Below are 21,323 nucleotides of genomic sequence, written 5' to 3'. Positions count from 1 at the left end.
GCTCGGGCGGGCGCCCCGGCGGCCGGGTCAGGCAGGCTCCCCCGCTCCCTGGGGCGCCCGGGCGTGGGCGAGAGCCCAGTCGAGCGCGGCGTCGGCCACGGCCTCCCAGCCCGGCTCGGCGCACGTCCAGTGCGACCGTCCCTCGAGGTCGAGGACCTCGGTCAGGGCGGGCGACCGTTGGTACTTGTGCGCGTTCGACCGGTTGACCGAGGGCGGCATGATGTGGTCCTCGCCGCCCGTGACGAACAGGAGCGGCGCCCGGTCGGCGTCGTAGTCGACCCACGTCTCCTGCTTGCCCGGCTTGAAGTTGGCGATGAGCCCGTAGGCCCATACCCAGCTCCCGGGCGCCGGGATGTGGTACCGCTCGTACACCTCGAGGGACTCCTCCGCCGAGAGCGTGTTGGTGAACGCGTAGTGGAACTGCTCGGGCGTGAACCCGGCCGCCCGGTGCGCCTTGGCGGGGTTGTTGAGGATCGGGAAGAGCGACTTGATCTGCGAGGGCGGGTTGACCCGCACGCCCTCGGTCGGGGCCGCGTTGATCGCGACCGCCGACGCCCCCAGGCCGCGAGCCAGCAGGAGCTGGGTCAGGGTGCCGCCGAACGAGTGGCCCATGATGATCGGCGGCCGGTCGAGGCCCTCGATGACGCCCGCGAGGTGGTCGACGGTCTCCGGGACCGTGAGCCTCGCGATCACGTCCGGGTTCTCGCGCAACGCCTCGACCTCGATCTCGAAGCCCGGGTAGCCGGGGGTGAGCACGCGCATACCCTTGGCCTCGTAGTACGGGACCCAGTGCTCCCAGGAGCGCGGCGTCATCCACAGGCCGTGGACGAGGACCACGGTGTCGGGGGCGGTCGGCGGGGCGGTGTCGCTCATGGTGCTCTCCTGTGGCCGTCGGGCTGGTCCTCCCACGGTCCTCGGCGTGCGGGCGGCGTCGCATCACCCGTCGCGGGTAGTCCCCGCGGCGTGGCTGTCCGGCGGGGCCGCTGGTGGGGTCGCTGGTGGGGCCGCTGGTGGGGCCGCTGGCTGGGGGCCGGCGGTACGGCTGGTGGTCCTCCGGGAGGCTCCCGGCGAGCCGTCCAACGGTATCGGGGTGGACAACCCGAGCCCAATGAGTCAATACTCTGATTCATTGATCCATTCGGAGGAGCCCACATGACCGGTCTGTCTCTCGTCGCCCTCGCCGCACTCGGCGCGCTCGCCGCCGCGGTCCTGGCGGCGGCCAACGTGGTCCGGTCCCGGCGCCACCCCCAGCGCCCCGTGCTCGACGCCGCGCTCCGGCACGAACGGACCACGTCCCTCGTCGCCGGCATCGTCGCGCTGTCCCTGATCGCCTACGTGGTCTCGCCCGCGACGCTCCCGGGCCTCACGGGCGTCACGACCACCCCCGGCCTGCTCGTCGCCCTCTCGCCCTTCATCGCCGTCGTCATGGTCCTCGCGGTCCGCGCGATCGGCGAGCTCGCCTGGCCCCGTCCCCAGGGCGCGGTCCGCACGGCTCCGCTCGCCCGACGGACCGCCCACGGTCTCGGCGAGTGGCGACTGCCCCTCTTCCTCGCGACCACAGCGCTCACGGCCGCGGCCCTCGTGGTCTTCGGGCTCACCGCGGGTGAAGGAGGAGGCTCGGTCGACGCACCGCTCCTCGTCACGGTCGACGGATGGGTCACCGCCTCGTCCGGCCCGTACCCCGGCTGGCCCTACGCCGGGCCGCTGCTCGGCATGCTGGGTGTCATCACCCTCGGGGTGCTGGGCGTGCTGCGTCTCATCGCCCGGCGCGGCGTCGTGAGCGGGGCCACGGCCCAGGAGGACGACTCGCTGCGTCGGCTCAGCGCCGCCCACGTCCTGGCCGGCACGCAGCTCCTCACGGGCCTGGGATCGGCCGCCGTCATGCTCACCGCGGCCCTCGCCCTGCTCGGGGTCGACCGGACGGGAGCCGCCGTCCTCGTGTTCGCTGTCGGGTCCGCGATCGGCATCACGTCGGTCGTCGTCGGGCTCTCGGTGCTCGCCCGACAAGCCCTTCCCACGGTGCCCGGCACGCCCTCCGTGTCGGGGGCGTCGGCCGCGACGCCCGCTCCTCAGGCATGAGGACCCTCACGGTCGACCTGGACTCCCCCGTCCCCGTCTACGAGCAGATCAGGACCCAGGTCGCGGCGCTCGTGTCGTTGGGGACGCTGAACCCCGGTGACCGGCTGCCCTCGTCACGTGACCTCGCCCGGGACCTGGGGGTCGCGGTCGGCACGGTGCAGCGCGCCTACCGGGAGCTCGAGGCGGCGGGCGCCGTCTCGTCCCGTCCACGGACGGGGACGGTCGTCACGGCGCCCGCGCACCGACGGTCGTCGGTCGCGGACCAGCGGTCGTTCGCCGACCTCGCGACGCAGATGGTCTCCCGCGGCCGAGAGCTCGGGCTGGACGACTCCGCGATCCTCGACATCGTCACGGGCCTCCTGCAGCAGCCGGTCGACGCGCCTCGCACGCACGCGCAGCGCTGACCCGACGCTGCCCTGACGGCGCGCGCACCGTGCGTCCGGTGCGGCCGAGCGCGTGGGCGGACCTGTCAGCCGGCGGGGTCGAGCTGGAACTCCCGCACCTCCTGGGCGCACCGGCAGGCGACCGCGATCTTCGCGGCCCACTCGAGCGCCTCCGCACGCGAGGGCACCTCGAGGACCGTGTACCCGCCCTCGATCTGCCTCGTCTGCGGGTAGGTGCCCGCGGTCACGGTGCCGTCCCCGTCGACCAGGACGGGCGGGACGCTCTCGTCGATCCCCCCGCCGAACACCCAGACGCCCGCTCGCTTCGCCTCCTCCACGACCGCGTGGGACGCGTCCGAGACCGCGGGCAGGTCCTCCGCGGAGACGTCCATGGCGCCGCTCGGGAACGAGATCAGGTACTTCGTCATCGCGTCGTCTCCTCAGCCTGGTTCCAAGGAACCATCCTCGCCGAAGCAGGCGCTGCCGGCACGACGATGCCGCGTCCCCTACCTGGGGACGCGGCATCGTCGGACAGCGGCGAGGCCACCGCGGCTGAGCCCGTCTTCCCCGTCCGTGCTCAGCTGCGGACGACCGTCCGCACACCGTCTCAGACGGCGACCGGAACCTGCGCGCGCAACGCCGCGGCGATCTTCTCGCCCCACACGTACGCCTCCTCGAGGTGGCCGTCGACCAGGGGGCCGGCCGCGTCCTCGACGAGGAACGAACGGAGCGGCACGAGCATCTCGTAGCCCTTGCGCGTGATGATGCGCGCGGCAGCACGGGAGGCGGACGAAGGGATGGCCCGACCGAGCGCGGTGCGGGTGTCGAACGTCGTGACCCACCGGGGGCCGTGCTCGTCCGAGCGGTCCTGGAGCGCGACGCACCACTCGCGCAGGCCGACGTTGCGCGCAGGCACGGTCCCGCCCGAACGCTGGACGGCCTCGGCCCGGGTGCCGGGGCGGCTCATCGACATGGAGTGCGTGGGACCGCCGGCGACCACGAGCGCGACGTCGTCCAGGATCGACGGGTCGGCGACCGCGTCCGCGACGTCCACGACCTTCACCGGCACACCGGTCGCCATGCCGGCCGCGATCTGCCGGGCGACCCTCTCACAGTTCCCGAACATCGACTCGAAGACGACGGCAGCAGTCAGGTTCTCTTCGTGGTTCGACATGCTCTCAGCGTCCCTGAGGACAGCTCTCGGGAACCACGGACGACGGTCCCTGGGAGGTAGGACCTTCGTCCCCCGGGCCCGGGTGGGCGAGGGCCTCGGACCCACCGTGCGAGCGTTCGACGAGCGCAGAGGCGACCAGGCGTGTTATGGACCGATCTGTCCCACTAGGTGTTCTCCACACGATTCGGGGCGAGCGCCCTCTCACCTGCTTCTCATCTGCCCGACGGCGGCGCTCACCAGGCGCACCAGGACGCCGTTTCGCGGACCCGCTTCGCACACATACGTGTTTCCCCTTACGCCGCACCGCTGTTTGAAGACTCAACGACCTCTGGCTTAGCGTCGCAGCGTTCTGGTCGAGGTGGACCCGAGGCCTTGTGTCTCGCCGTCCACCACAACGAAAGCGAGATGCAGATGAGACGACTACGTGCGGCAATGATCGCCGCCGTGCTCGGCGCCACCGCCATTGTTGCCCCCGTGGTGCTGGCCCCCGCCGCCTCCGCGCACGGCTGGGTCACCTCCCCGCCGAGCCGTCAGGACAACTGCGCCACCGGCGCGACGTCCTTCGACTGCGGCAGCATCAAGTTCGAGCCGCAGAGCGTCGAGGCCGCCAAGGGCTCCATGCAGTGCAGCGGTGGCAGCGGCTACGCCATCCTCGACGACAACAGCAAGCCGTGGCCGCGCACCACGGTCGCCTCCTCCGTGAAGTTCCAGTGGAAGCTCACGGCCAACCACGCCACGACGACGTGGGAGTACTTCGTCGACGGCAAGCTCCACCAGACCTTCAGCTCGGGCGGCGCGCAGCCCGCGAAGGACATCTCCCACACGCTGACCAACCTGCCTGCCGGCGACCACACGGTCCTCGCTCGCTGGAACGTCGCCGACACCCCGATGGCCTTCTACAACTGCGTCGACCTCACCGTCACCGGTGGTGGCACGACGGGCGGCACCACGGGCGGCACCACGGGCGGCACGACCGGCGGCACCACGGGCGGCACGACCGGCGGCACGACCGGCGGCACCACGGGCGGCACGACCGGCGGCACGACCGGCGGCACCACGGGCACGCCTCAGTGCTCGGCCGGTCCCTGGGACACGGCCGTCGCCTACACGGGTGGCGCCAAGGTCTCGCTCAACGGCCAGCTCTTCGAGGCCAAGTGGTGGACCAAGGGCGAAAAGCCCGACGCCACCGCGCAGTGGGGCCCCTGGAAGAACCTCGGCGCCTGCTGAGGACCGCATGACGCGTGACGCGCTGGTCGTCGCGTGATACCGGTGACGCCGGGTCAGGAATTCCTGACCCGGCGTCGCTTTTTCCATTTCCCGGTCGAATGAATTTCTCGCGCCCTACGTAGGACCCCCTACGTGCTTCACCGGATTGTGCATGCCGATTTCATTGCATAGCGTCGAAGTTGTCCGATTCGACATGTGTAGGTCGCCCGGCAATGGGGCCCTACCGACTGCCATGGAGAGCGAGAAGAAAAGATGAGACGACTACGCGCGGCAATGATTGCCGCCGTCCTCGGTGTCGCCGCGATCGCGGCCCCTGTCGTGCTGGCCCCGGCCGCCTCGGCACACGGATGGATCACGTCACCGCCCAGCAGGCAGGACAACTGCGCGACCGGTGCCACGTCCTTCGACTGCGGCGGCGTCAAGTACGAGCCGCAGAGCGTCGAGGCGCCCAAGGGCTCGATGCAGTGTTCGGGCGGCAGCGGGTTCTCGATCCTCGACGACAACAGCAAGCCGTGGCCGCGCAAGAGCGTCGGCAGCACGGTGACGTTCCAGTGGAAGCTCACTGCGGCTCACAACACGAGCACGTGGGAGTACTTCGTCGACGGCAAGCTGCACCAGACGTTCAGCCAGGGCGGCGCCCAGCCCCCGAGCAACATCTCGCACACGCTGACCAACCTGCCCTCGGGCAACCACACGATCCTCGCTCGCTGGAACGTGTCCAACACGGTCAACGCGTTCTACAACTGCGTCGACCTCACCGTCAACGGAGGTGGCACCACGGGTGGCACGACCGGCGGGACCACCGGTGGGACGACGGGTGGCACCACGGGCGGGACCACCGGCGGCACGACCGGGACGGGCGTCTGCACGGCTCCTGCCTGGGCGGCCGGCTCGGTCTACACGGGCGGCGCTCGCGTCTCCTACAACAACAAGACCTACGAGGCCAAGTGGTGGAACACCGGGGAGAACCCCGGCACGAGCGGCCAGTGGGGCGTGTGGAAGGACCTCGGCGCCTGCTGACGTGAGCACCGAACGGTCGGCCCTGGGGACAAGGGGCTGACCGACACCGCACCAGAACCGCGCCCGGGTCGCCTGGAACACCAGGAGGCCCGGGCGTCGTGCTGCGCGGCGCCGCCCGGGGCGGGCCGAGCGAGACGGGTGGTCCGGTCCGTCTCGCCGCAGCAGATCAGACCGGCGGCAGCTCGCGCCCCCGCAGCTTGTCGATCTCGCGCCGCTCCCGCTTGGTCGGTCGCCCCGCGCCGCGGTCGCGCACGGGCACGAACGGCACGGCCTCGCGCGGCAGCACGGGCGGGCTGTGGTCGACGTACGCCTTCGCGGCCTCGGGTGCCCCGACCCGCTTGGCGAGCAGCTCGACGACCTCCACGATCCGCTCGCGCTCGCCCCCGCGGTACGTCACGGTGCTGCCGACGCGCACGGTCGCGGACGGCTTGACGCGCACCCCGTCGACCTTGACGTGCCCGGCACGGCACGCGGCCGTCGCGACCGAACGGCTCTTGGTCAGGCGGACCGCCCAGAGCCAGCTGTCGACCCGCATGCTCACTTCCCTTCCCGACGTCGGACCACCCCAGCGTAGGCGGCGCACGTCGCGCGACGGTCCGGTGCGACCCGCCGACCACCGCAGCGGAGCCCGGCCCGACGGCGCCGCCCCCACGTGCCGCCGGCGTCGCGGCTGCCCGGGACCCGGTTCCGGACGGGAGCAGCCCCGAGACCCTTGCGCGGATCGTCCCCTATCGCCGTGCGTGTCCGGCCCGTCCGTGCCACGGTGGAACCGACCGGCGACGGTGCCGGTCCGGCCTCGACCGTGTCGTCGGCCGGCGAGCTCGTTCGACGAACGGAGTGGACCATGTGGTTTCTGTCGTGGATCGTGATCGGACTCATCATGGGGGCGATCGCCCGCGCCATCATGCCCGGCAGGGCTGCGGGCGGCTGGGTCGTGACCCTGATCGTCGGTGTCGTCGGCGCGTTCGTCGGCGGGTTCATCGGCCGGGCGTTCGGCTCGGACCCCAACCAGGAGTTCTGGTCGTTCTCGACCTGGTTCTGGGCGTTCGTCGGGTCGCTCGTCGTCCTGCTGATCTGGGGACTCATCGCGGGACGCAGGTCGAAGGCCTGACGCACGCTGCGCCGTCGGGCGTCCTGACGAGGCGCGGCCCGGGGCCCCCGGGCCGCGCCGGCCACCCACGAAACCCCGAAAACCCGTGGACCGCTCGCGCCTCGCGCGAGACGCTGAGGACATGAGCCATCCGACCGAGTCGACGACGACCTGGCGCATCGCCCGGGCCCCGCACCCCGCCGACCTCGACTCCCCCGACGCGTGGGCGTACCACGGCGTGGCCGAGATCGAGGCCGAGGTCATGATCGAGGCCCACGGCTACGACGACCTCGCGAACGAGGCCCGCGACATCCTGGCCGGGATGGACAACCAGCAGTACGCGACCAAGCAGCGCTTCGTCGCGATCCGCGCGGAGGCACCCGAGACACCCCGGCCACAGGACGTGCTGGGCCACCTGTTCGTCCTCATGATGACGAGCAGCAACGAACACCTGGGCGAGCTGTACGTGCAGGTGCGCCCGGCGGCCCGCCACCAGGGACTGGGCACGGAGCTGTGGGAGACGGGCGAGAAGATCCTCGTCGACGCTGGCCGCACCGTCCTGTTCACCGACACCCAGCACGGCGTCGAGCCCCCGCCCGGCCCCCACGCCCTCGAGGCCCGGACCGGTGCGGGGCGCGTCCCGGCGGACGACCCCGGGCCCCGCTTCGCGCGGAGCAAGGGCTACGCGCTGGAGCAGGTCGAGCGGCACTCGATCCTGCCGCTGCCCGTCGAACCCGCCCTCCTGGACCGGCTGCGCGCGCAGGCAGGGGACGCCGCGGGACCGGACTACCGCCCCCTCGTCTGGGAGGACGACGTGCCGCACGAGTGGCGCGAGCAGGTCGGGACGCTCTTCACGCGCATGAGCACCGACGCCCCGAACGGCGACATCGACTACCGCGAGGACCCGTGGGACGCGCAGCGGGTCGGCGTATGGATCGACGAGCTCCTGGGCAAGGGCGACGGCCTGCTCATGACGGTCGCCGAGCACGTCCCGTCGGGCACGCTCGCCGCGTTCTCCGTGTTCGCCTACCCCAAGGACCACCCGTCGTTCGCGTTCCAGGAGGACACGCTGGTCCTGCGCGAGCACCGCGGCCACCGCCTCGGGATGCTCGTCAAGGTCCGGAACCTCGACGAGCTCGCCGCCCGACGCCCCACGACCGAGCGCATCCACACCTGGAACGCCGAGGAGAACGACCACATGCTCGCGATCAACGTCGACCTGGGCTTCGCGCCCGCGGGCGCGTACGCCGGCTGGCAGAAGCGGGTGGGCGCGTGAGCGGCCCGTCGCAGGCCGCGGCTCCGGCATCGCTCTCCGGCCCGACGGCGTGGCGCGTCCTGCGCGCCCCCGTCCCGGACTCGCTCGACGCACCCGAGGCGTGGGCCGTGCACGGCACCGCGCGCGTGGGCGAGACGATCGACCGGGAGATCCACGGGCACGCCGACCTCGGTCTCGACGCGGCGACCGTCCTCGTCACGATGACGGCCCAGCAGGAGTACAAGCGCAACGTCCGGCTCGTCGCCGTGACCGACGGGGCCGCGGGCTCGTCCACGGGCGGACCGGACCAGGTCCCGGTAGCGAGCGACGTCGTCGGGCGCGGGCTCGTCGGCCTTCCCCAGAAGGGGAACACGCACGTCGCGATCGTGTACGTCGGGGTCGCCCCCGCGCACCGCGGCCAGGGGATCGGGGCGGCGCTCTGGGAGGAGTGCCTGCGCATCGCGCGCGACGCCGGGCGCACCGTGCTCCTGTCCGACTCTGCGCACGCCCCCGAACCCCCTCCCGGCCCCGGGGCGCTCGACTCGCCGACCGGCAGCGGTCGCGTGCCGCTCGACGACCCGGGCACGCGCTTCGCGCTCTCGCGCGGCTTCGCGCTCGAACAGGTCATGCGGCAGTCGACGATCACGCTGCCTCCCCGCGCCGACGTCGTGGACCCGTTGCGCGACGCCGCCCGTGCCGCCGCGGGCGACGACTATCGCGTGCACCTCTGGCAGGACACCGTCCCCGAGGCGTGGATCGACGACTTCGCGGTCCTCGAGACCCGCATGAGCACCGACGCCCCCAGCGGCGGGCTCGACCTCGAGGAGGACCCGTGGGACGCCGACCGGGTACGCGTCGCCTCGCAGTCGTTCGCCGACCGCGGCCAGGGATACCTCGTCGCGGTGGCCGAGCACGTGCCGTCGGGACGGCTCGCCGCGTTCACGATGGTCTCCTACCCGCACGACCGCGCCGAGGTCGTCATCCAGGAGGACACCCTCGTCCTGCGCGAGCACCGCGGCCACCGCCTCGGGACGCTCGTCAAGATCGCGGTGCTCGACGAGCTGGCCCTCGTGCGCCCCTCGTCCCGACGCATCCACACCTGGAACGCGCAGGAGAACCGGCACATGCTCGCGATCAACGAGGCCCTCGGGTTCGAGGTCGCGAGCGTCACCGCGGAGTGGCAGCTGCGGCTGGCGTGACGGTGCCCGTCCGCGAGGCACGCAAAATGCGTGGCGAGGCCGGGCCGGGGCCCGCCAGGGTGGACGCATGACGACCACCGACACCGCCGTTGGCCACGAGGACCCCTGGACGGCGAGCCCGACCCCACCGCCCGCACCGCCGACCACGACGTGGCGCACGGTCGACGCGCCGCCCACCCCGCCCGCCCTGGACCACCCCGACGTCTGGGCCGTGCGGGCGTACACCGACATCGAGCACGACGTGCAGCTCGCGACCTGGGGCTGGACCGACTGGTGGGCGCCGCTGCCCGTGATGCTCGGCGCGCTCCAGCACCAGGAGTACCAGCGCAAGGTCCTGGTCCTCGCGCTCCCCGAGCCGGTGGTACCGGGAACGACCGGCCCGGGAACGCCGGGCGGCGAGGCCGCGCCCAGGCCGCAGGACGTGGGCGGCGCCGCGATCGTGTGGCTCGCGACCGACGCCAACCCCCACCTCGCGTACGTCACGCTCATGGTCCGGCCCACGCTCGAAGGCCGAGGCATCGGCGAGTCGTTGCTGGCCCGCGCCGAGGAGATCGCCCGCGCCGACGGGCGCACCACCGTCATCGTGCCGAGCAACCACTCTCCCGAGCCCCCTCCCGGCCCCGGCGCCCTCGACGCCCCCACCGGCGCCGGCAGGGTGCCGGCCGACTCCCCGGGGGCGCGCTTCGCCCTGGGGCACGGCTACGCGCTCGAACAGGTCGAGCGCGCCTCCGTCCTGCGGGTGCCCGTCGACCCCGCACGGCTCGACACGCTCGAGCACGAGGCGACACGGGCCGCGGGCAGCGACTACCGCCTGCACACCTGGTGGGACGAGGTGCCGGCCGCATGGCAGGACCAGGTCGCGATCCTCTGGACCCGCATGAGCACGGACGTCCCCTCCGCAGACCTGGACGTCGAGGAGAGCCCGTGGGACGCGGCCCGTGTCCGCTCCCATCTCGCCGACATGGCCGGGCGCCACCAGCACGTGCTCGTCACGGTGGCCGAGCACGTCCCCACCGGGACGCTCACCGCGTTCTCGGTGCTCCAGATCCCCGTGTCGGACGTCCCGTTCGCCTTCCAGGAGGACACGCTCGTGCTGCGCGAGCACCGCGGCCACCGGCTCGGGATGCTCGTCAAGGTCGCCAACCTGCGCGCCTACACCGAGCGCCGGCCCGGCGAGCGACGCATCAACACGTGGAACGCCCAGGAGAACGAGCACATGCTCGCGATCAACGTCGCGCTCGGCTTCGAGCCCGTCGGCGTCGCGGCAGTGTGGCGGAAGCGACTGGCGTAGCCCGCTGGCCCCCTACCCCCCACCGCCGCTACGCCGAGGTAGACCTGTGCGCGCGAGGTAGACCTCCCGGAGCTCTACCTCGCGCGCACAGGTCTACCTCGTGCTTCCTAGCGGGCCGAGGCGTCGGGGGTGCACGGTTGTCCGGCAGCGCACCTCACAACCGCTCGCACCGTGAGCCGCCAGGACAACCGTGCAGGTCGCGGCCTACGGTTGTCGGGTCCGGCCAAGACCCCGCGACACCCCACGACCCCCACCGACCAGGGAGCAGCGAGACCATCGTGAGCACTGCGAGCACACCGCCGATCGACGCCACCACCACTCCCGCCTGGGCCGACCTCACGGCCCACGAGGCCGCGCTGTCCCCCGACCTGCGCACCTGGTTCGCCCAGGACCCGGGCCGCGCCGGCCGCCTCACGTTCGACGCCGCCGACCTCCACGTCGACCTGTCGAAGAACCTCGTGACCGACGATACCCTCGCGCTGCTCGTGCGCCTCGCGGACGACGTCGACCTGGTCGGGCGCCGCGACGCCATGTTCCGCGGTGACCACATCAACGTGACCGAGGACCGTGCCGTGCTGCACACCGCGCTGCGCCGCCCGTCCGGGGCAACCCCGGAGCTGGTCGTCGACGGCCAGGACGTCGACGCCGACGTGCACGCCGAGCTCGCCAAGGTCTACGCGTTCGCCGACAAGGTGCGCTCGGGCGAGTGGAAGGGCATCACGGGCGAGCGCGTGCGCACGGTCGTGAACATCGGGATCGGCGGGTCGGACCTCGGCCCCGTCATGGCCTACGAGGCCCTCCTGCCCTACAAGGCCGAGGACCTCGACGTCCGCTTCGTGTCCAACATCGACCCGACCGACGTCGCCGAGAAGACTGCGGGCCTCGACCCGCGCACCACGCTCTTCATCGTCGCGTCCAAGACGTTCGGGACGCTCGAGACCCTGACCAACGCGCGCCTCGCGCGCGACTGGCTGTGGACCGAGCTGGCTGCGGTCGAGGCTCTTGCTGACGACGCCGACGACGCGGCCCGGGCCGAGGCCGTCGGCAAGCACTTCGTCGCGGTCTCCACGGCCCTCGACAAGGTCGCGGCGTTCGGGATCGACCCCGCCAACGCGTTCGGCTTCTGGGACTGGGTCGGCGGCCGCTACTCGGTCGACTCCGCGATCGGCACGTCGCTCGCGATCGCGATCGGCCCGGCCCGCTTCGAGGAGTTCCTCGCAGGCTTCCACGCGATCGACGAGCACTTCCGCACCACCCCGATCGCCCAGAACGTGCCTGCGCTCATGGGCCTGCTCAACGTGTGGAACGTCAACTTCCTCGGCGCGCACACCCACGCCGTGCTGCCCTACGCGCAGTACCTCCACCGCTTCCCCGCGTACCTGCAGCAGCTCACCATGGAGTCCAACGGCAAGTCCGTGCGCTGGGACGGGTCGCCCGTCACTACCGAGACCGGCGAGGTCTTCTGGGGCGAGCCCGGCACCAACGGGCAGCACGCGTTCTACCAGCTCATCCACCAGGGCACGCGTCTGATCCCCGCGGACTTCATCGCCGTGGCGAACCCGGCGCACCCGCTCACCGACGACGCGGCCGGCTCGGACGCTCCCGTCGATGTCCACTCGCTGTTCCTCGCGAACTTCTTCGCGCAGACCAAGGCCCTCGCGTTCGGCAAGACCGCCGACGAGGTCCGCGCCGAGGGCACGGCCGAGGACCTCGTGAGCGCCCGCGTGTTCTCGGGCAACCGCCCGACGACGTCGATCCTCGCGCCCGCGCTCACGCCCTCGGTCCTGGGCCAGCTCATCGCGCTCTACGAGCACATCACGTTCGTCCAGGGCGTCGTGTGGGGCATCGACTCGTTCGACCAGTGGGGCGTCGAGCTCGGCAAGAAGCTCGCGAACGAGATCGCGCCGGCCGTCGCCGGCGACGCGGGCGCGCTCGCCGAGCAGGACCCCTCGACGCAGGCGCTCATCGGCTGGTACCTGGACCAGCGGAGCTGACGACTGGCTCGTCTCCCGGCTGTCGAGAACGGGGTTGAGGTCGTCCTGCTTTCCCGGACGACCTCAACCCCGTTCTCGCCGGGGGGCAGGGGGGGGCAGGGGGGCAGGGGCTAGTGGGCCGCCACCGCTGCGAGGGCCTGCTCGACGACCGCGACCTCCTCGGCGGCGCCCGTGATCCCGTCCTTCATGACGAGCACGGAGGAGAAGATCCCGTCGCGGCACGACTGGCCCGTGAGCGCCTGCGGGTCCTCGAGCGAGGGCACGATGTTGACCGTCTCGGTCCGGCCCGGCTCGCCGCCCGCGATCTCGATCGTCGTCGAGAAGACCTCGCACGCCTGCACCGCGTCGAGCTTCTCGCCCGTGCCGACGAGCGCGGACGCCTCGCGGATCTTGCGGGTGTTCTCCGCGTCGTCGACGAGACCGGTGGCCTCGAGCTGCTGGAGCATCTCGGGCAGCTGCTGCGCCCAGTCCTCGGCAGGGATGCGCGACACCTGGACCGTGGCGCCCGCCGGGTCGCCCCACACGCAGGCGGGGAACTCGACGTTGCCCGCGACCGTCGTCTCGACCGGGCCGTCGAGGGACTGACCGGCCAGCGCGGTCACCTGGTCGGCACCGATCAGGTCGCACGCCCCAGAGGCCGACGGGGTCTCCGTGGCTGCAGCGGGGGCGGGAGCGTCGGTCGCCGGGCCCTCGCCGCCGGCGTCCGCGGGTGACGCGCACCCCGTCAGAAGGGTCGCACCGAGCACACCGGGCAGGACAACAGTGAGGACATGCCTCCGCAACGAGTTCACCGGTCAAATCCAACCATATGGTCGGTAGCTGTCCGGTCGAGACGCGGCCGGACGCGGCCCACGTGTTCCAGGCACGACGGCGGGGCGCGGCGCCACGCCGTCGGTCCCACGTGTTCCAGGCCCGAGGGCGGGGCGCCACGCCGTCGGGGACACTCCGCGCCCGGAGCCCCGTGTCCCGCGCCCCGCGCCCCGCGCCCCGGCCGAACGGGTGGTCAGCCCTCCGCGCCGCCCGGCACCTTGTCCTTCACGTCGTCGTAGTCCTCGCTGCCCGGCAAGGCGCTCGGACCGTAGACCAGGTGCACGACCCCCGTGGGGAAGACCTCGGAGCGCAGCAGGTGCAGGGGGTAGATCGGCTCCCCCTCGTCGAAGAGCCGCTCGCCCTTGCGAGCGGCGACGGGGTGGACGAGCAGGCTCAGCTCGTCCACGAGCCCGGCGGCGAGGAGCTGGCGGACCACCGAGAGCGAGCCCGCGACGAGGACCTTCGCGATCCCCGGGGTCTCCTTGAGCGTCGTCACGGACTCGACCAGGTCGCCGTCGATCCGCTCGGTGTTGCGCCAACCGAGGTCCGCGTCACCGCGGGTCGCGACGATCTTGCGCACGTCGCCGAGCCGCTTCGCGAACACGGCGTCCTCCTCCCCGGCCTCCTCGCGCCCCGGCCACGCGCCCGCGAAGCTGTCGTACGTGACGCGCCCCAGGAGCAAGGTGTCGACGCCCGAGTAGTCCTCGTCGACCGCGGCGCCCATGTGCTCGTCGAAGTACGGGAAGTGCCAGGCGGGGTCGATCTCTGCCACGCCGTCGAGCGAGATGAACAGGGTCGAGACGAGCTTGGCCATGATGGGTCCCTTCGGAGGCTGCCGGTACGACGGTTGGACCAGGACCGGGCCGCGAAGTCATCGGTCCCTGGTCCCACCGTGGCACGCGAAGGGGCTCGCGGCGCGCGCAGGTGCGCGCCGCCGTCGGGCTCTCCGTGTGGCGGGTCCCGGACGGCTCAGCGCCGCAGGCCCAGCGCGCGGCGCTCGTGCGCGACGCCAGCGCGGCGACGGTCAGTCGCCCGGCCACTCCCCCGTCCACTTCTGGAAGACCCGCGCCCCGCCGCGGTCGATGAGCGCCTTGACCCCGGAGAACACCGCTCCCTGGATGAGCGAGGCGATGAGGATCTCGCGCAGCGGGTACTCGGACTGGAGCGGTGTGGGGGCGTCCTTGCGGTGGCCCGGGGAGACCCGCTTGTAGACCTGCTTGAACACCTGGCCGGCGATCAGTCCGCCGATGATCGAGCTCGCCAGCCCGAACGGCCGGTACAGGATCTTCGCGGCCTTGCCGCCGTGCTCCTCGGTGTGGTCGGACACGTGGTCGATCGTGGCGTCGCTCATCCTTCGACGCTAACGCGGGAGCGGTTCGGTCGCAGGGCGGGAACCACCGATGCCCTGGGAACCCGACCGCATCCTCGCCCCCCCTACCGACGGCGAGCATGCGGTTGGCGTCGGTTTCGGCGTCATTCCGAACGCCGACCGCATGTTCGACCGAGCGACCGAGCGACCGAGCGACCGAGCGACCGACGGATCATGAGTCCGCCCGTCACCTCTCGGCCACGGCGCCCGGGCTCAGCCCGGGACCACCGCGCAGCCCGCACGGTCGAGCACGACCCGGACCTGTTCCCCCGGTGCGGGCGCGAGCGGGTGGTGCGTGACGCCGTCGGGCGTGGGTGCCGTGGCGCCGCCGGGCGGCGAGCCGAGCGCGACGACGCGCTGCGTCCCCGCACCGAGGTCGAGGTCGACCGTGACCTCGGTGCGCCCGCGGCGGAAGGTGCTGCGCACGACGGTGCCCGTCCACCCCGCTGACCTGTCAGAACCAGCGAGGTTCCCATCGCTCGCTCGTGCTGACACGTTGGCCGCGAGCACGAGCCCCGTCGGGCCGATCGCGAGCAGCGCCCCCTGGCCCGCAGAGGCTCCCCGGCCCACCGAGCCGCCCACGGTCACCGAGTCGTCAGCAGCAGCGGGCGCCATGTCTCTCGCGCGTACTGACACCTCATCGGGGACGGGCACCGGCACGAACGCCTGGTACCCCAGGAACTCGGCGACGCGCCGCGACGCGGGCGCGCGCCACAGGTCCTCGGGCGCGGCGACCTGGAGGAGCCGGCCCGCGTCCATGACGGCCACGCGGTCGGCCACGGTGAACGCCTCGTCGTGGTCGTGCGTGACGAACAGCGCGGTGGTCCCCGTCGCGACGAGCGCGGCCCGCAGGTCGCCCGCGAGCCGGTCGCGCAGCCCGCGGTCGAGCGCGGACAGGGGCTCGTCGAGCAGCAGGAGCTGCGGCTCTGGGGCGAGCGCACGGGCGAGCGCGACGCGCTGGCGCTCGCCGCCGCTGAGCGTCGCGACGGGTCGCTGCGCGTACCCCACGAGCCCGACGAGGTCGAGCAGCTCGGCCACCCGTCCCGCCGCGGCCGGTCGCTTCACGCCCGCCATGCGCAGCCCGAACTCCACGTTCCCCGCGACGTCGCGGTGCGGGAAGAGCTGCCCCTCCTGGAACATGAGGCCGAACCCGCGCCGGTGCACGGGCACGCCCGCGAGGTCACGACCGTCCCAGGACACGGACCCGGCGGCCACGGGCTCGAGCCCCGCCACCGCGCGCAGCAGGCTCGACTTGCCGCACCCGCTCGGGCCGAGCAGCGCGAGCACCTCGCCCGGGGCGAGGTCGAGGCTCACGCCGCGCACCGCCGTCGTGCCGGGACCCTTGCCGGACGCGGGGTCTGCGTAGTGCACGACGACGTCGCGCACCGCGAGCCCCCGGCCGGCCGACGCGTCGTGAGGGTCACGCGACGCCGTGGGACCACCGGTCGTTCGCTCCACCACCTGGGCTCCGTCCATCAGAACTCTCCTGCCGAGCGGTCGCCGCGCAGGCGCTCCGCCACCATCATGACCGTCGCGGTGAGCACCGCGAGGACGACGCTCGCGGCGAGCGCCATGCCGTAGTTCTCGGCGCCGGGCCGCCCGATGAGCCGGAAGATCACGACCGGGAGGGTCGCGGTGTCGGGGCGGGCCAGGAACGACGTCGCCCCGAACTCGCCGAGCGAGACCGCGAACGCGAACCCGATCGCGAGGCCCAGCGACCGGGCCGCGATGGGCCCGTCGACCGCGGCGAACACGCGCGCGGGCGACGCCCCGAGGGTCGCGGCCGCCTCGCGCAGGCGCGGGTCGATCGCGCGCAGCACGGGCAGCACGGTCCGCACGACGAGCGGGATCGCGACGACGGCCTGGGCGATCGGGACGAGCAGCCCCGAGGTCCGCAGGTCCACGTCGAGGCCGAGCGGCTTGTCGAGCGTGATGAGGAAGCCGAACCCGACCGTGACGGCCGAGACTCCGAGCGGGAGCATGAAGACCGAGTCGAGCGCGCTGATCGCACGCCGCCCCGTGCGGGACCGGGGACGCCGCGAGACGACGAGCGCCACGAGCCCCCCGATCACGACCGCGATGAGCGTCGCGAGCGCCGCGGTCCGCAACGAGTTCGCGGTCGCCTCCCACACGGTCACGGTCAGGGCGTTGCGCCCGCCGGTCGTGCCGAGGTTCGCGTAGTTCGCGAGGCTCCACCCGGCGGGGGTCTGGAAGGACCGGACGAGCAGGTTGACGAGCGGCAGCGCGATCAGACCCAGCACGACGACGGCGGTCACCGCGAGCGGGACGGCGTCGGCCCGCAGGCGCAACGGCCGGGCGGCGGACGTCGCGGCGGACAGGTTGAGCGCGCGCTCGCGCCGGGAGCGGGTCCGGTTCGCGACGCTCAGCGCGATCACGACGACCACGAGCTGCACCACGGACAGCACGGCTGCTGTGCGCAGGTCGAGGAACTGGGTGGTCTGGATCCAGATCTCGGTCTCGATGGTCCCGTACTGGATGCCGCCCAGGACGAGCACGACCCCGAACGCCGTGGCGCAGAACAGGAACACGATCGACGCCGCGGACGCGATGGCCGGGGCCAGGGACGGCAGCGTCACCGAGCGGAACGCACGCCACGGCGAGGCGCCGAGCGCACGGGCCGCCTCCTCCGCGCGCGGGTCGAGGTGCTCCCAGAGCCCGCCGACCGTGCGGACCACGACGGAGTAGTTGAAGAACACGAGTGCCAGGACGATCGCCCCGAACGTACCGTCGAGCCGCAGGAACCCGAGCGGCCCGCCCTCGACGAGCAGCGACCGGAACGCGACGCCGACGACGACGGTCGGCAGCACGAACGGCACCGTCACGAACGCCCGCAGGAACGTGCGCCCCCGGAACCGGCACCGGTACAGCACGTACGCGCCGGGCACGCCGAGCAGCACCGAGACCACGGTCCCGAGGACGCCCTGCCACAGCGTGAGCCCGATGATGCGCCAGGTCCGCGGCTCGGAGAACACCTCGGCGAAGCCGGAGAGATCCAAGGAGGCGCCGGCAGCGTCCTGGGTCACGAACCCGCGCGCGACCAGGGTCACGACGGGCCACGCGAAGAACACCCCGAGGAACAGCAGCGGCAGCCCGGCGGCGAGCCCCCAGAGGAGGACCCGCCCGCCGCGCTGCACGGCCGCAGGCACGCCGCGGCTCACGGGCATCATGCTCAGCCGATCACCGTCGACGTCCACGCCTTGATCCACTCGTCGCGGTGCGCCGTGATGTCGGCGGGTGCGACCTCGAACGGCTTCGGGGACAGCGGCGCGAACTGGGCCCAGCCCTCGGGCAGCGCGACGTCCGCGTTCGCGGGGTACATGTACATGTTGTCCGCGATGTCGGCCTGGAACGCGTCGCTCACGAGGAAGTCGACGAGCTTCTTGGCGCCCTCGGGGTTCTCGGCGCCGGCGAGCACGCCCGCGTACTCGACCTGGCGGAAGCAGGTGTCGAGCAGCGCGCCCGTGCTGGTCGAGGTGCCGTCCTCGGACACGGTGAACGCCGGGGACGTGGAGTAGGACAGCGCGAGGGGGCGAGGGCCCTTGCCCTCGGAGCCGGAGAAGTCGACCGAGTAGGCGTCGGACCAGCCGTCGACGACCTTGACGCCGTTGTCCTTGAGCTTGGCCCAGTAGCCTTCCCAGCCGTCCTCGCCGTACGCGCCGACGGTCGCGAGCAGGAACGACAGCCCGGGCGACGACGTCGCGGGGTTGGTGACGACGAGCAGGTCCTTGTACTCGGGCTTCGTGAGGTCGTCGAGGGTGACGGGCTCGGCGAGGCCCTTGTCGGCGAACCAGGAGTGGTCGACGTTGACGCACACGTCGCCCAGGTCCACGGGCGTGAGCGCGCCGTCGCCGATCGCGTACTGCGCGGCCGAGTCGGCCAGGCCCTCGGGCGTGTAGGGCGCGAGCACGCCCTCGTCGATCGCGCGCGTCGCGAACGAGTTGTCGATGCCGAACACGACGTCGCCCAGCGGCGAGTCCTTGGTGAGGACGAGCTGGTTGACGAGCGCCCCGCCGTCGCCGGGGGCGACCTGCTTGACGGTCAGCCCGGACTCCTTCTCGAACGCGGCGAGGACGTCCTCGCTGACGTTGAACGAGTCGTGCGTGACGAGGGTGACGGTGCTGCTCGCGGCGCTCGACCCGCTCTCGCCCGATCCCGCGTCGGTGGTGCCTGCGCAGGCCGCGAGGGCCAGCGCGCCGATCCCGCCGACGAGCCCCAGGCCGAGCCTGCGGGGGGTGGTGCGGCGGGTACTGATGGTGTTCACGTGTCCTCCTTGGACGTCACAGGAGGGGGACCTCGCGCACGGGAGGTCCCGTGAGCGAGGCTAGAGAAGCCCGACTTCCTCCACCGGTGCTAACCGGATCAGGTTCGAGGGTCTGCGGTGGTCCGCACTCTCAGCGCCCGTTGCCCGGTGTCTCCCGGGCGGTCGGCGCTCCCCTGTCGTTCACCTGCGACTTTACACCGCGGCCCGACGCCGCAGACAGGGCTCCGGCGTGTGACGTCGCCCGGGGCGTGCCCGGCCCCGGGGACGGCTACGGTGGGACGTGAGCTTCGCCGTCGGGCCTGCGGGAACGACGGCGGTCCCACCCCGCCCGCCTCACCCTCACCGGAGGAACACACATGGCCGAGAACGAGCAGACCCTCGCCGAGAAGGTCACGACCGTCGCGCTGACGCTGGCCGCGGGCTGGATCGCGCAGAAGGCCGTGAGCTACGCGTGGGCCAAGGCCACGGGGCACGACGCACCCAAGGACCTGGACGACCCGGAGGTCGGCATCATCAGCGCCGTGACGTTCGCCGCCGCGGCGGCCGCTGCGAGCGTGTTCGCGCGCCGGTTCGCGGGCCGCGAGGCCAAGCGGGTCGTGAAGCGGTTCGTCGCGCGCGCGTCCTGAGGTCGAGGTCGGGCGGCCCCGGCGGGTCCGCCCCCGCCGTGCGAGGGGTGTTCCGTAGGGTGTCCCGATGCCCTCCCCTTCTGCTGCCCGACGCCGCCGCTCGTCCCTCGTAGGAGGCCTCCTCGTCGCGGGGCTCGCACTGACCGGGTGCTCGTCGACCGGTCCCGGCTCCGAGGTGTCACCCACGCCGAACGTGGCACCGACCGCGGTCGCGCTGCCGGGCGGGACCGTCGGCAAGGCGGCAGGGTGGGCCCTCGAGGTGCTCAACGCGGACGCGTCCCCCGACGCCGCGACGCTCGAGCGGCGGTTCGCGCGGTCGTTCCTGGACCAGGTGCCCGCCGCACAGCTCGTGCCCGTCCTGGAGCAGCTCCGCGCGGACCAGGAGTGGGTGCCGGTCTCGGTCGACGCGGTCGACCCGGGCGAGCAGCAGGCCGCGCTGACGATCGTCGGCGCGAGCGGTCAGTTCTTCACGATGCAGATCGGGGTCGACGCGGACAGCCGCATCGAGACCCTGTTCTTCGGCCCGGGCGACGACCCGCACCGTGAGCCCGCCGAGAGCTGGGACGAGCTGGGCGAACGTCTCGACGCCGTGGACGCGCGGAGCTCGCTGCTCGTGGCCCAGGTCCTGGACGACGGGACGTGCCGGCCGGTCGAGGAGGCCCCCGGCGGCTCGGACGCGGACGAGGTGCTGCCGCTCGGCTCGATCTTCAAGCTCTACGTGCTGGGCGCTGTGTCGCAGGCCGTCGAGGCCGGGACGCTGACCTGGGACGACGCGCTCACCGTGACCGACGACGTGCGGTCGCTGCCCGCGGGCCAGCTCCAGGACGCGCCCACGGGCACCGTGGTCACGGTGCGTGAGGCGGCCGGGCTCATGATCTCGATCAGCGACAACACCGCGACCGACCTGCTGGTCCAGGCCGTGGGGCGCGACGCGGTCGAACGCGCGCAGGCCGCGCTGGGACACGCGGACCCGTCGCTCAACACCCCGTTCCTCACGACCCGCGACGCGTTCGCGATCGCCTGGGGAACGCCGTCGCAGGCCTCCGCGTGGGGGGCGGCAAGCACCGCGGAGCGCCGCGCGATGCTCGACGCGCTGCCCGGCGGCCCCCTCGACGTCGACCCTGCGGGAGTGACCACGCCCGTCTGGCAGGACGACGTCGACTGGTTCGCGACGTCGTCGGACCTGTGCGCCGCACACGTCTGGTTGCACGAGCGCGGCGAGCAGGACCCCATCGTGCGCGAGGTGCTCTCGGTCAACCCCGGCATCGAGGTGGACGCCGAGGCGTGGCCCTACGTCGCGTTCAAGGGTGGCAGCGCGCCGGGCGTGCTGGCCGGATCGTGGCTCGCGGAGGATGCCGAGGGCGGCAGCTACGTCGTGACCGTGCAGCTCGCGGCCACCGACCCGGCTGTGACCGCGAGCCCGACCGTGCTGGTCGACACCGCGGAGAGCGCCTTCGCGCTGCTGGGTGGCGTGGCGGGTTCGGGCTCGAAGTAGGGGCCTCGCGCAGCGCCTTCCACGTCGAG

At 72.7% G+C, this 21,323-nt stretch carries 21 protein-coding genes and 1 riboswitch; of the genes, 11 read left to right on the top strand and 10 right to left on the bottom strand.

From position 1 onward, the window contains the following. Positions 1 to 27 precede the first annotated feature (27 nt). Positions 28 to 873 carry an alpha/beta hydrolase gene (locus WFH32_RS09385; RefSeq protein WP_336707091.1) on the bottom strand — a complete coding sequence of 282 codons (846 nt, stop codon included), beginning with the start codon at positions 871 to 873 and terminating at the stop codon, positions 28 to 30. A 279-nt stretch (positions 874 to 1,152) separates the two neighbouring features. Here WFH32_RS09385 and WFH32_RS09380 point away from each other — a divergent pair, with 279 nt between their 5' ends. Both WFH32_RS09380 and WFH32_RS09375 read left to right on the top strand, forming a co-directional pair. Beyond that, the gene (locus tag WFH32_RS09380) at positions 1,153 to 2,079 is read left to right on the top strand and encodes a hypothetical protein (RefSeq protein WP_336707089.1); all 927 of its coding nucleotides are present in this window, start codon (positions 1,153 to 1,155) and stop codon (positions 2,077 to 2,079) included. After that, positions 2,076 to 2,483 carry a GntR family transcriptional regulator gene (locus WFH32_RS09375; RefSeq protein ID WP_191796806.1) on the top strand — a complete coding sequence of 136 codons (408 nt, stop codon included), beginning with the start codon at positions 2,076 to 2,078 and terminating at the stop codon, positions 2,481 to 2,483. The genes WFH32_RS09380 and WFH32_RS09375 overlap by 4 nt, the downstream gene beginning before the upstream one ends. A 65-nt stretch (positions 2,484 to 2,548) precedes the next feature. On the opposite strand, the gene WFH32_RS09370 is transcribed toward WFH32_RS09375, so the two are convergent. Both WFH32_RS09370 and WFH32_RS09365 read right to left on the bottom strand, forming a co-directional pair. After that, the gene (locus WFH32_RS09370) at positions 2,549 to 2,890 is read right to left on the bottom strand and encodes a YciI family protein (protein ID WP_191796805.1); all 342 of its coding nucleotides are present in this window, start codon (positions 2,888 to 2,890) and stop codon (positions 2,549 to 2,551) included. A 179-nt stretch (positions 2,891 to 3,069) separates the two neighbouring features. Then, the gene (locus WFH32_RS09365; protein WP_191796804.1) at positions 3,070 to 3,636 is read right to left on the bottom strand and encodes a flavodoxin domain-containing protein; all 567 of its coding nucleotides are present in this window, start codon (positions 3,634 to 3,636) and stop codon (positions 3,070 to 3,072) included. A 432-nt stretch (positions 3,637 to 4,068) separates the two neighbouring features. Here WFH32_RS09365 and WFH32_RS09360 point away from each other — a divergent pair, with 432 nt between their 5' ends. Further along, on the top strand, positions 4,069 to 4,863 hold the full coding sequence (locus WFH32_RS09360) for a lytic polysaccharide monooxygenase (protein ID WP_336707087.1): 795 nt from the start codon (positions 4,069 to 4,071) through the stop codon (positions 4,861 to 4,863). Positions 4,864 to 5,136: 273 nt separating this feature from the next. Then, positions 5,137 to 5,883, top strand: a complete 747-nt coding sequence (locus tag WFH32_RS09355; protein ID WP_225228251.1) for a lytic polysaccharide monooxygenase — start codon at positions 5,137 to 5,139, stop codon at positions 5,881 to 5,883. Between the two features lie 166 nt (positions 5,884 to 6,049). Here WFH32_RS09355 and WFH32_RS09350 read toward each other — a convergent pair whose 3' ends face one another. Continuing rightward, the gene (locus tag WFH32_RS09350) at positions 6,050 to 6,418 is read right to left on the bottom strand and encodes an RNA-binding S4 domain-containing protein (protein WP_030150200.1); all 369 of its coding nucleotides are present in this window, start codon (positions 6,416 to 6,418) and stop codon (positions 6,050 to 6,052) included. A gap of 309 nt (positions 6,419 to 6,727) precedes the next feature. Between WFH32_RS09350 and WFH32_RS09345 the strand changes: the two genes are divergently transcribed. From WFH32_RS09345 to pgi, 5 genes are all read left to right on the top strand, one after another. Then, positions 6,728 to 6,994 carry a GlsB/YeaQ/YmgE family stress response membrane protein gene (locus WFH32_RS09345; RefSeq protein ID WP_191796801.1) on the top strand — a complete coding sequence of 89 codons (267 nt, stop codon included), beginning with the start codon at positions 6,728 to 6,730 and terminating at the stop codon, positions 6,992 to 6,994. Between the two features lie 121 nt (positions 6,995 to 7,115). After that, a complete protein-coding gene (locus WFH32_RS09340; RefSeq protein WP_336707084.1) occupies positions 7,116 to 8,249 on the top strand; it encodes a GNAT family N-acetyltransferase in 1,134 nt (377 codons plus the stop codon). Then, positions 8,246 to 9,427: a GNAT family N-acetyltransferase gene (locus WFH32_RS09335; RefSeq protein WP_336707082.1), complete on the top strand. Its 1,182-nt coding sequence runs from the start codon at positions 8,246 to 8,248 to the stop codon at positions 9,425 to 9,427. The genes WFH32_RS09340 and WFH32_RS09335 overlap by 4 nt, the downstream gene beginning before the upstream one ends. Before the next feature lie 67 nt (positions 9,428 to 9,494). Next, positions 9,495 to 10,718, top strand: coding sequence for a GNAT family N-acetyltransferase (locus WFH32_RS09330; protein ID WP_336707081.1), 1,224 nt, complete (start codon positions 9,495 to 9,497; stop codon positions 10,716 to 10,718). Positions 10,719 to 10,996: 278 nt separating this feature from the next. Next, positions 10,997 to 12,712, top strand: coding sequence for a glucose-6-phosphate isomerase (pgi, locus tag WFH32_RS09325; RefSeq protein ID WP_336707079.1), 1,716 nt, complete (start codon positions 10,997 to 10,999; stop codon positions 12,710 to 12,712). A gap of 110 nt (positions 12,713 to 12,822) precedes the next feature. On the opposite strand, the gene WFH32_RS09320 is transcribed toward pgi, so the two are convergent. The 6 genes from WFH32_RS09320 to WFH32_RS09295 all read right to left on the bottom strand — a co-directional run bounded on the left by WFH32_RS09320 (position 12,823) and on the right by WFH32_RS09295 (position 19,173). Next, on the bottom strand, positions 12,823 to 13,503 hold the full coding sequence (locus WFH32_RS09320; RefSeq protein WP_336707077.1) for a hypothetical protein: 681 nt from the start codon (positions 13,501 to 13,503) through the stop codon (positions 12,823 to 12,825). Positions 13,504 to 13,715: 212 nt separating this feature from the next. Then, positions 13,716 to 14,336 carry a dihydrofolate reductase family protein gene (locus WFH32_RS09315; protein WP_336707075.1) on the bottom strand — a complete coding sequence of 207 codons (621 nt, stop codon included), beginning with the start codon at positions 14,334 to 14,336 and terminating at the stop codon, positions 13,716 to 13,718. A gap of 210 nt (positions 14,337 to 14,546) precedes the next feature. Beyond that, a complete protein-coding gene (locus tag WFH32_RS09310) occupies positions 14,547 to 14,873 on the bottom strand; it encodes a DUF4235 domain-containing protein (protein ID WP_191796794.1) in 327 nt (108 codons plus the stop codon). Positions 14,874 to 15,104: 231 nt separating this feature from the next. Further along, positions 15,105 to 16,367, bottom strand: coding sequence for an ABC transporter ATP-binding protein (locus WFH32_RS09305; protein WP_336707073.1), 1,263 nt, complete (start codon positions 16,365 to 16,367; stop codon positions 15,105 to 15,107). Next, a complete protein-coding gene (locus WFH32_RS09300; protein WP_191796816.1) occupies positions 16,367 to 18,079 on the bottom strand; it encodes an ABC transporter permease in 1,713 nt (570 codons plus the stop codon). The genes WFH32_RS09305 and WFH32_RS09300 overlap by 1 nt, the downstream gene beginning before the upstream one ends. Before the next feature lie 2 nt (positions 18,080 to 18,081). Continuing rightward, positions 18,082 to 19,173 carry a thiamine ABC transporter substrate-binding protein gene (locus WFH32_RS09295; RefSeq protein WP_191796792.1) on the bottom strand — a complete coding sequence of 364 codons (1,092 nt, stop codon included), beginning with the start codon at positions 19,171 to 19,173 and terminating at the stop codon, positions 18,082 to 18,084. Between the two features lie 58 nt (positions 19,174 to 19,231). Next, positions 19,232 to 19,358, bottom strand: a riboswitch (TPP riboswitch). A gap of 171 nt (positions 19,359 to 19,529) precedes the next feature. Here WFH32_RS09295 and WFH32_RS09290 point away from each other — a divergent pair. Together WFH32_RS09290 and WFH32_RS09285 are read left to right on the top strand one after the other, a co-directional pair. Then, positions 19,530 to 19,799: a DUF4235 domain-containing protein gene (locus WFH32_RS09290; protein WP_138822447.1), complete on the top strand. Its 270-nt coding sequence runs from the start codon at positions 19,530 to 19,532 to the stop codon at positions 19,797 to 19,799. Positions 19,800 to 19,866: 67 nt separating this feature from the next. Beyond that, positions 19,867 to 21,294 (top strand): serine hydrolase, encoded by a 1,428-nt coding sequence (locus WFH32_RS09285; protein WP_336707072.1) that lies wholly within the window; start codon positions 19,867 to 19,869, stop codon positions 21,292 to 21,294. Positions 21,295 to 21,323 lie beyond the last annotated feature (29 nt).

Source organism: Oerskovia sp. USHLN155 (assembly GCF_037145535.1).
GTDB classification, from domain to species: domain Bacteria; phylum Actinomycetota; class Actinomycetes; order Actinomycetales; family Cellulomonadaceae; genus Oerskovia; species Oerskovia rustica.
This window is presented reverse-complemented; position numbering and strand designations above follow the sequence as displayed.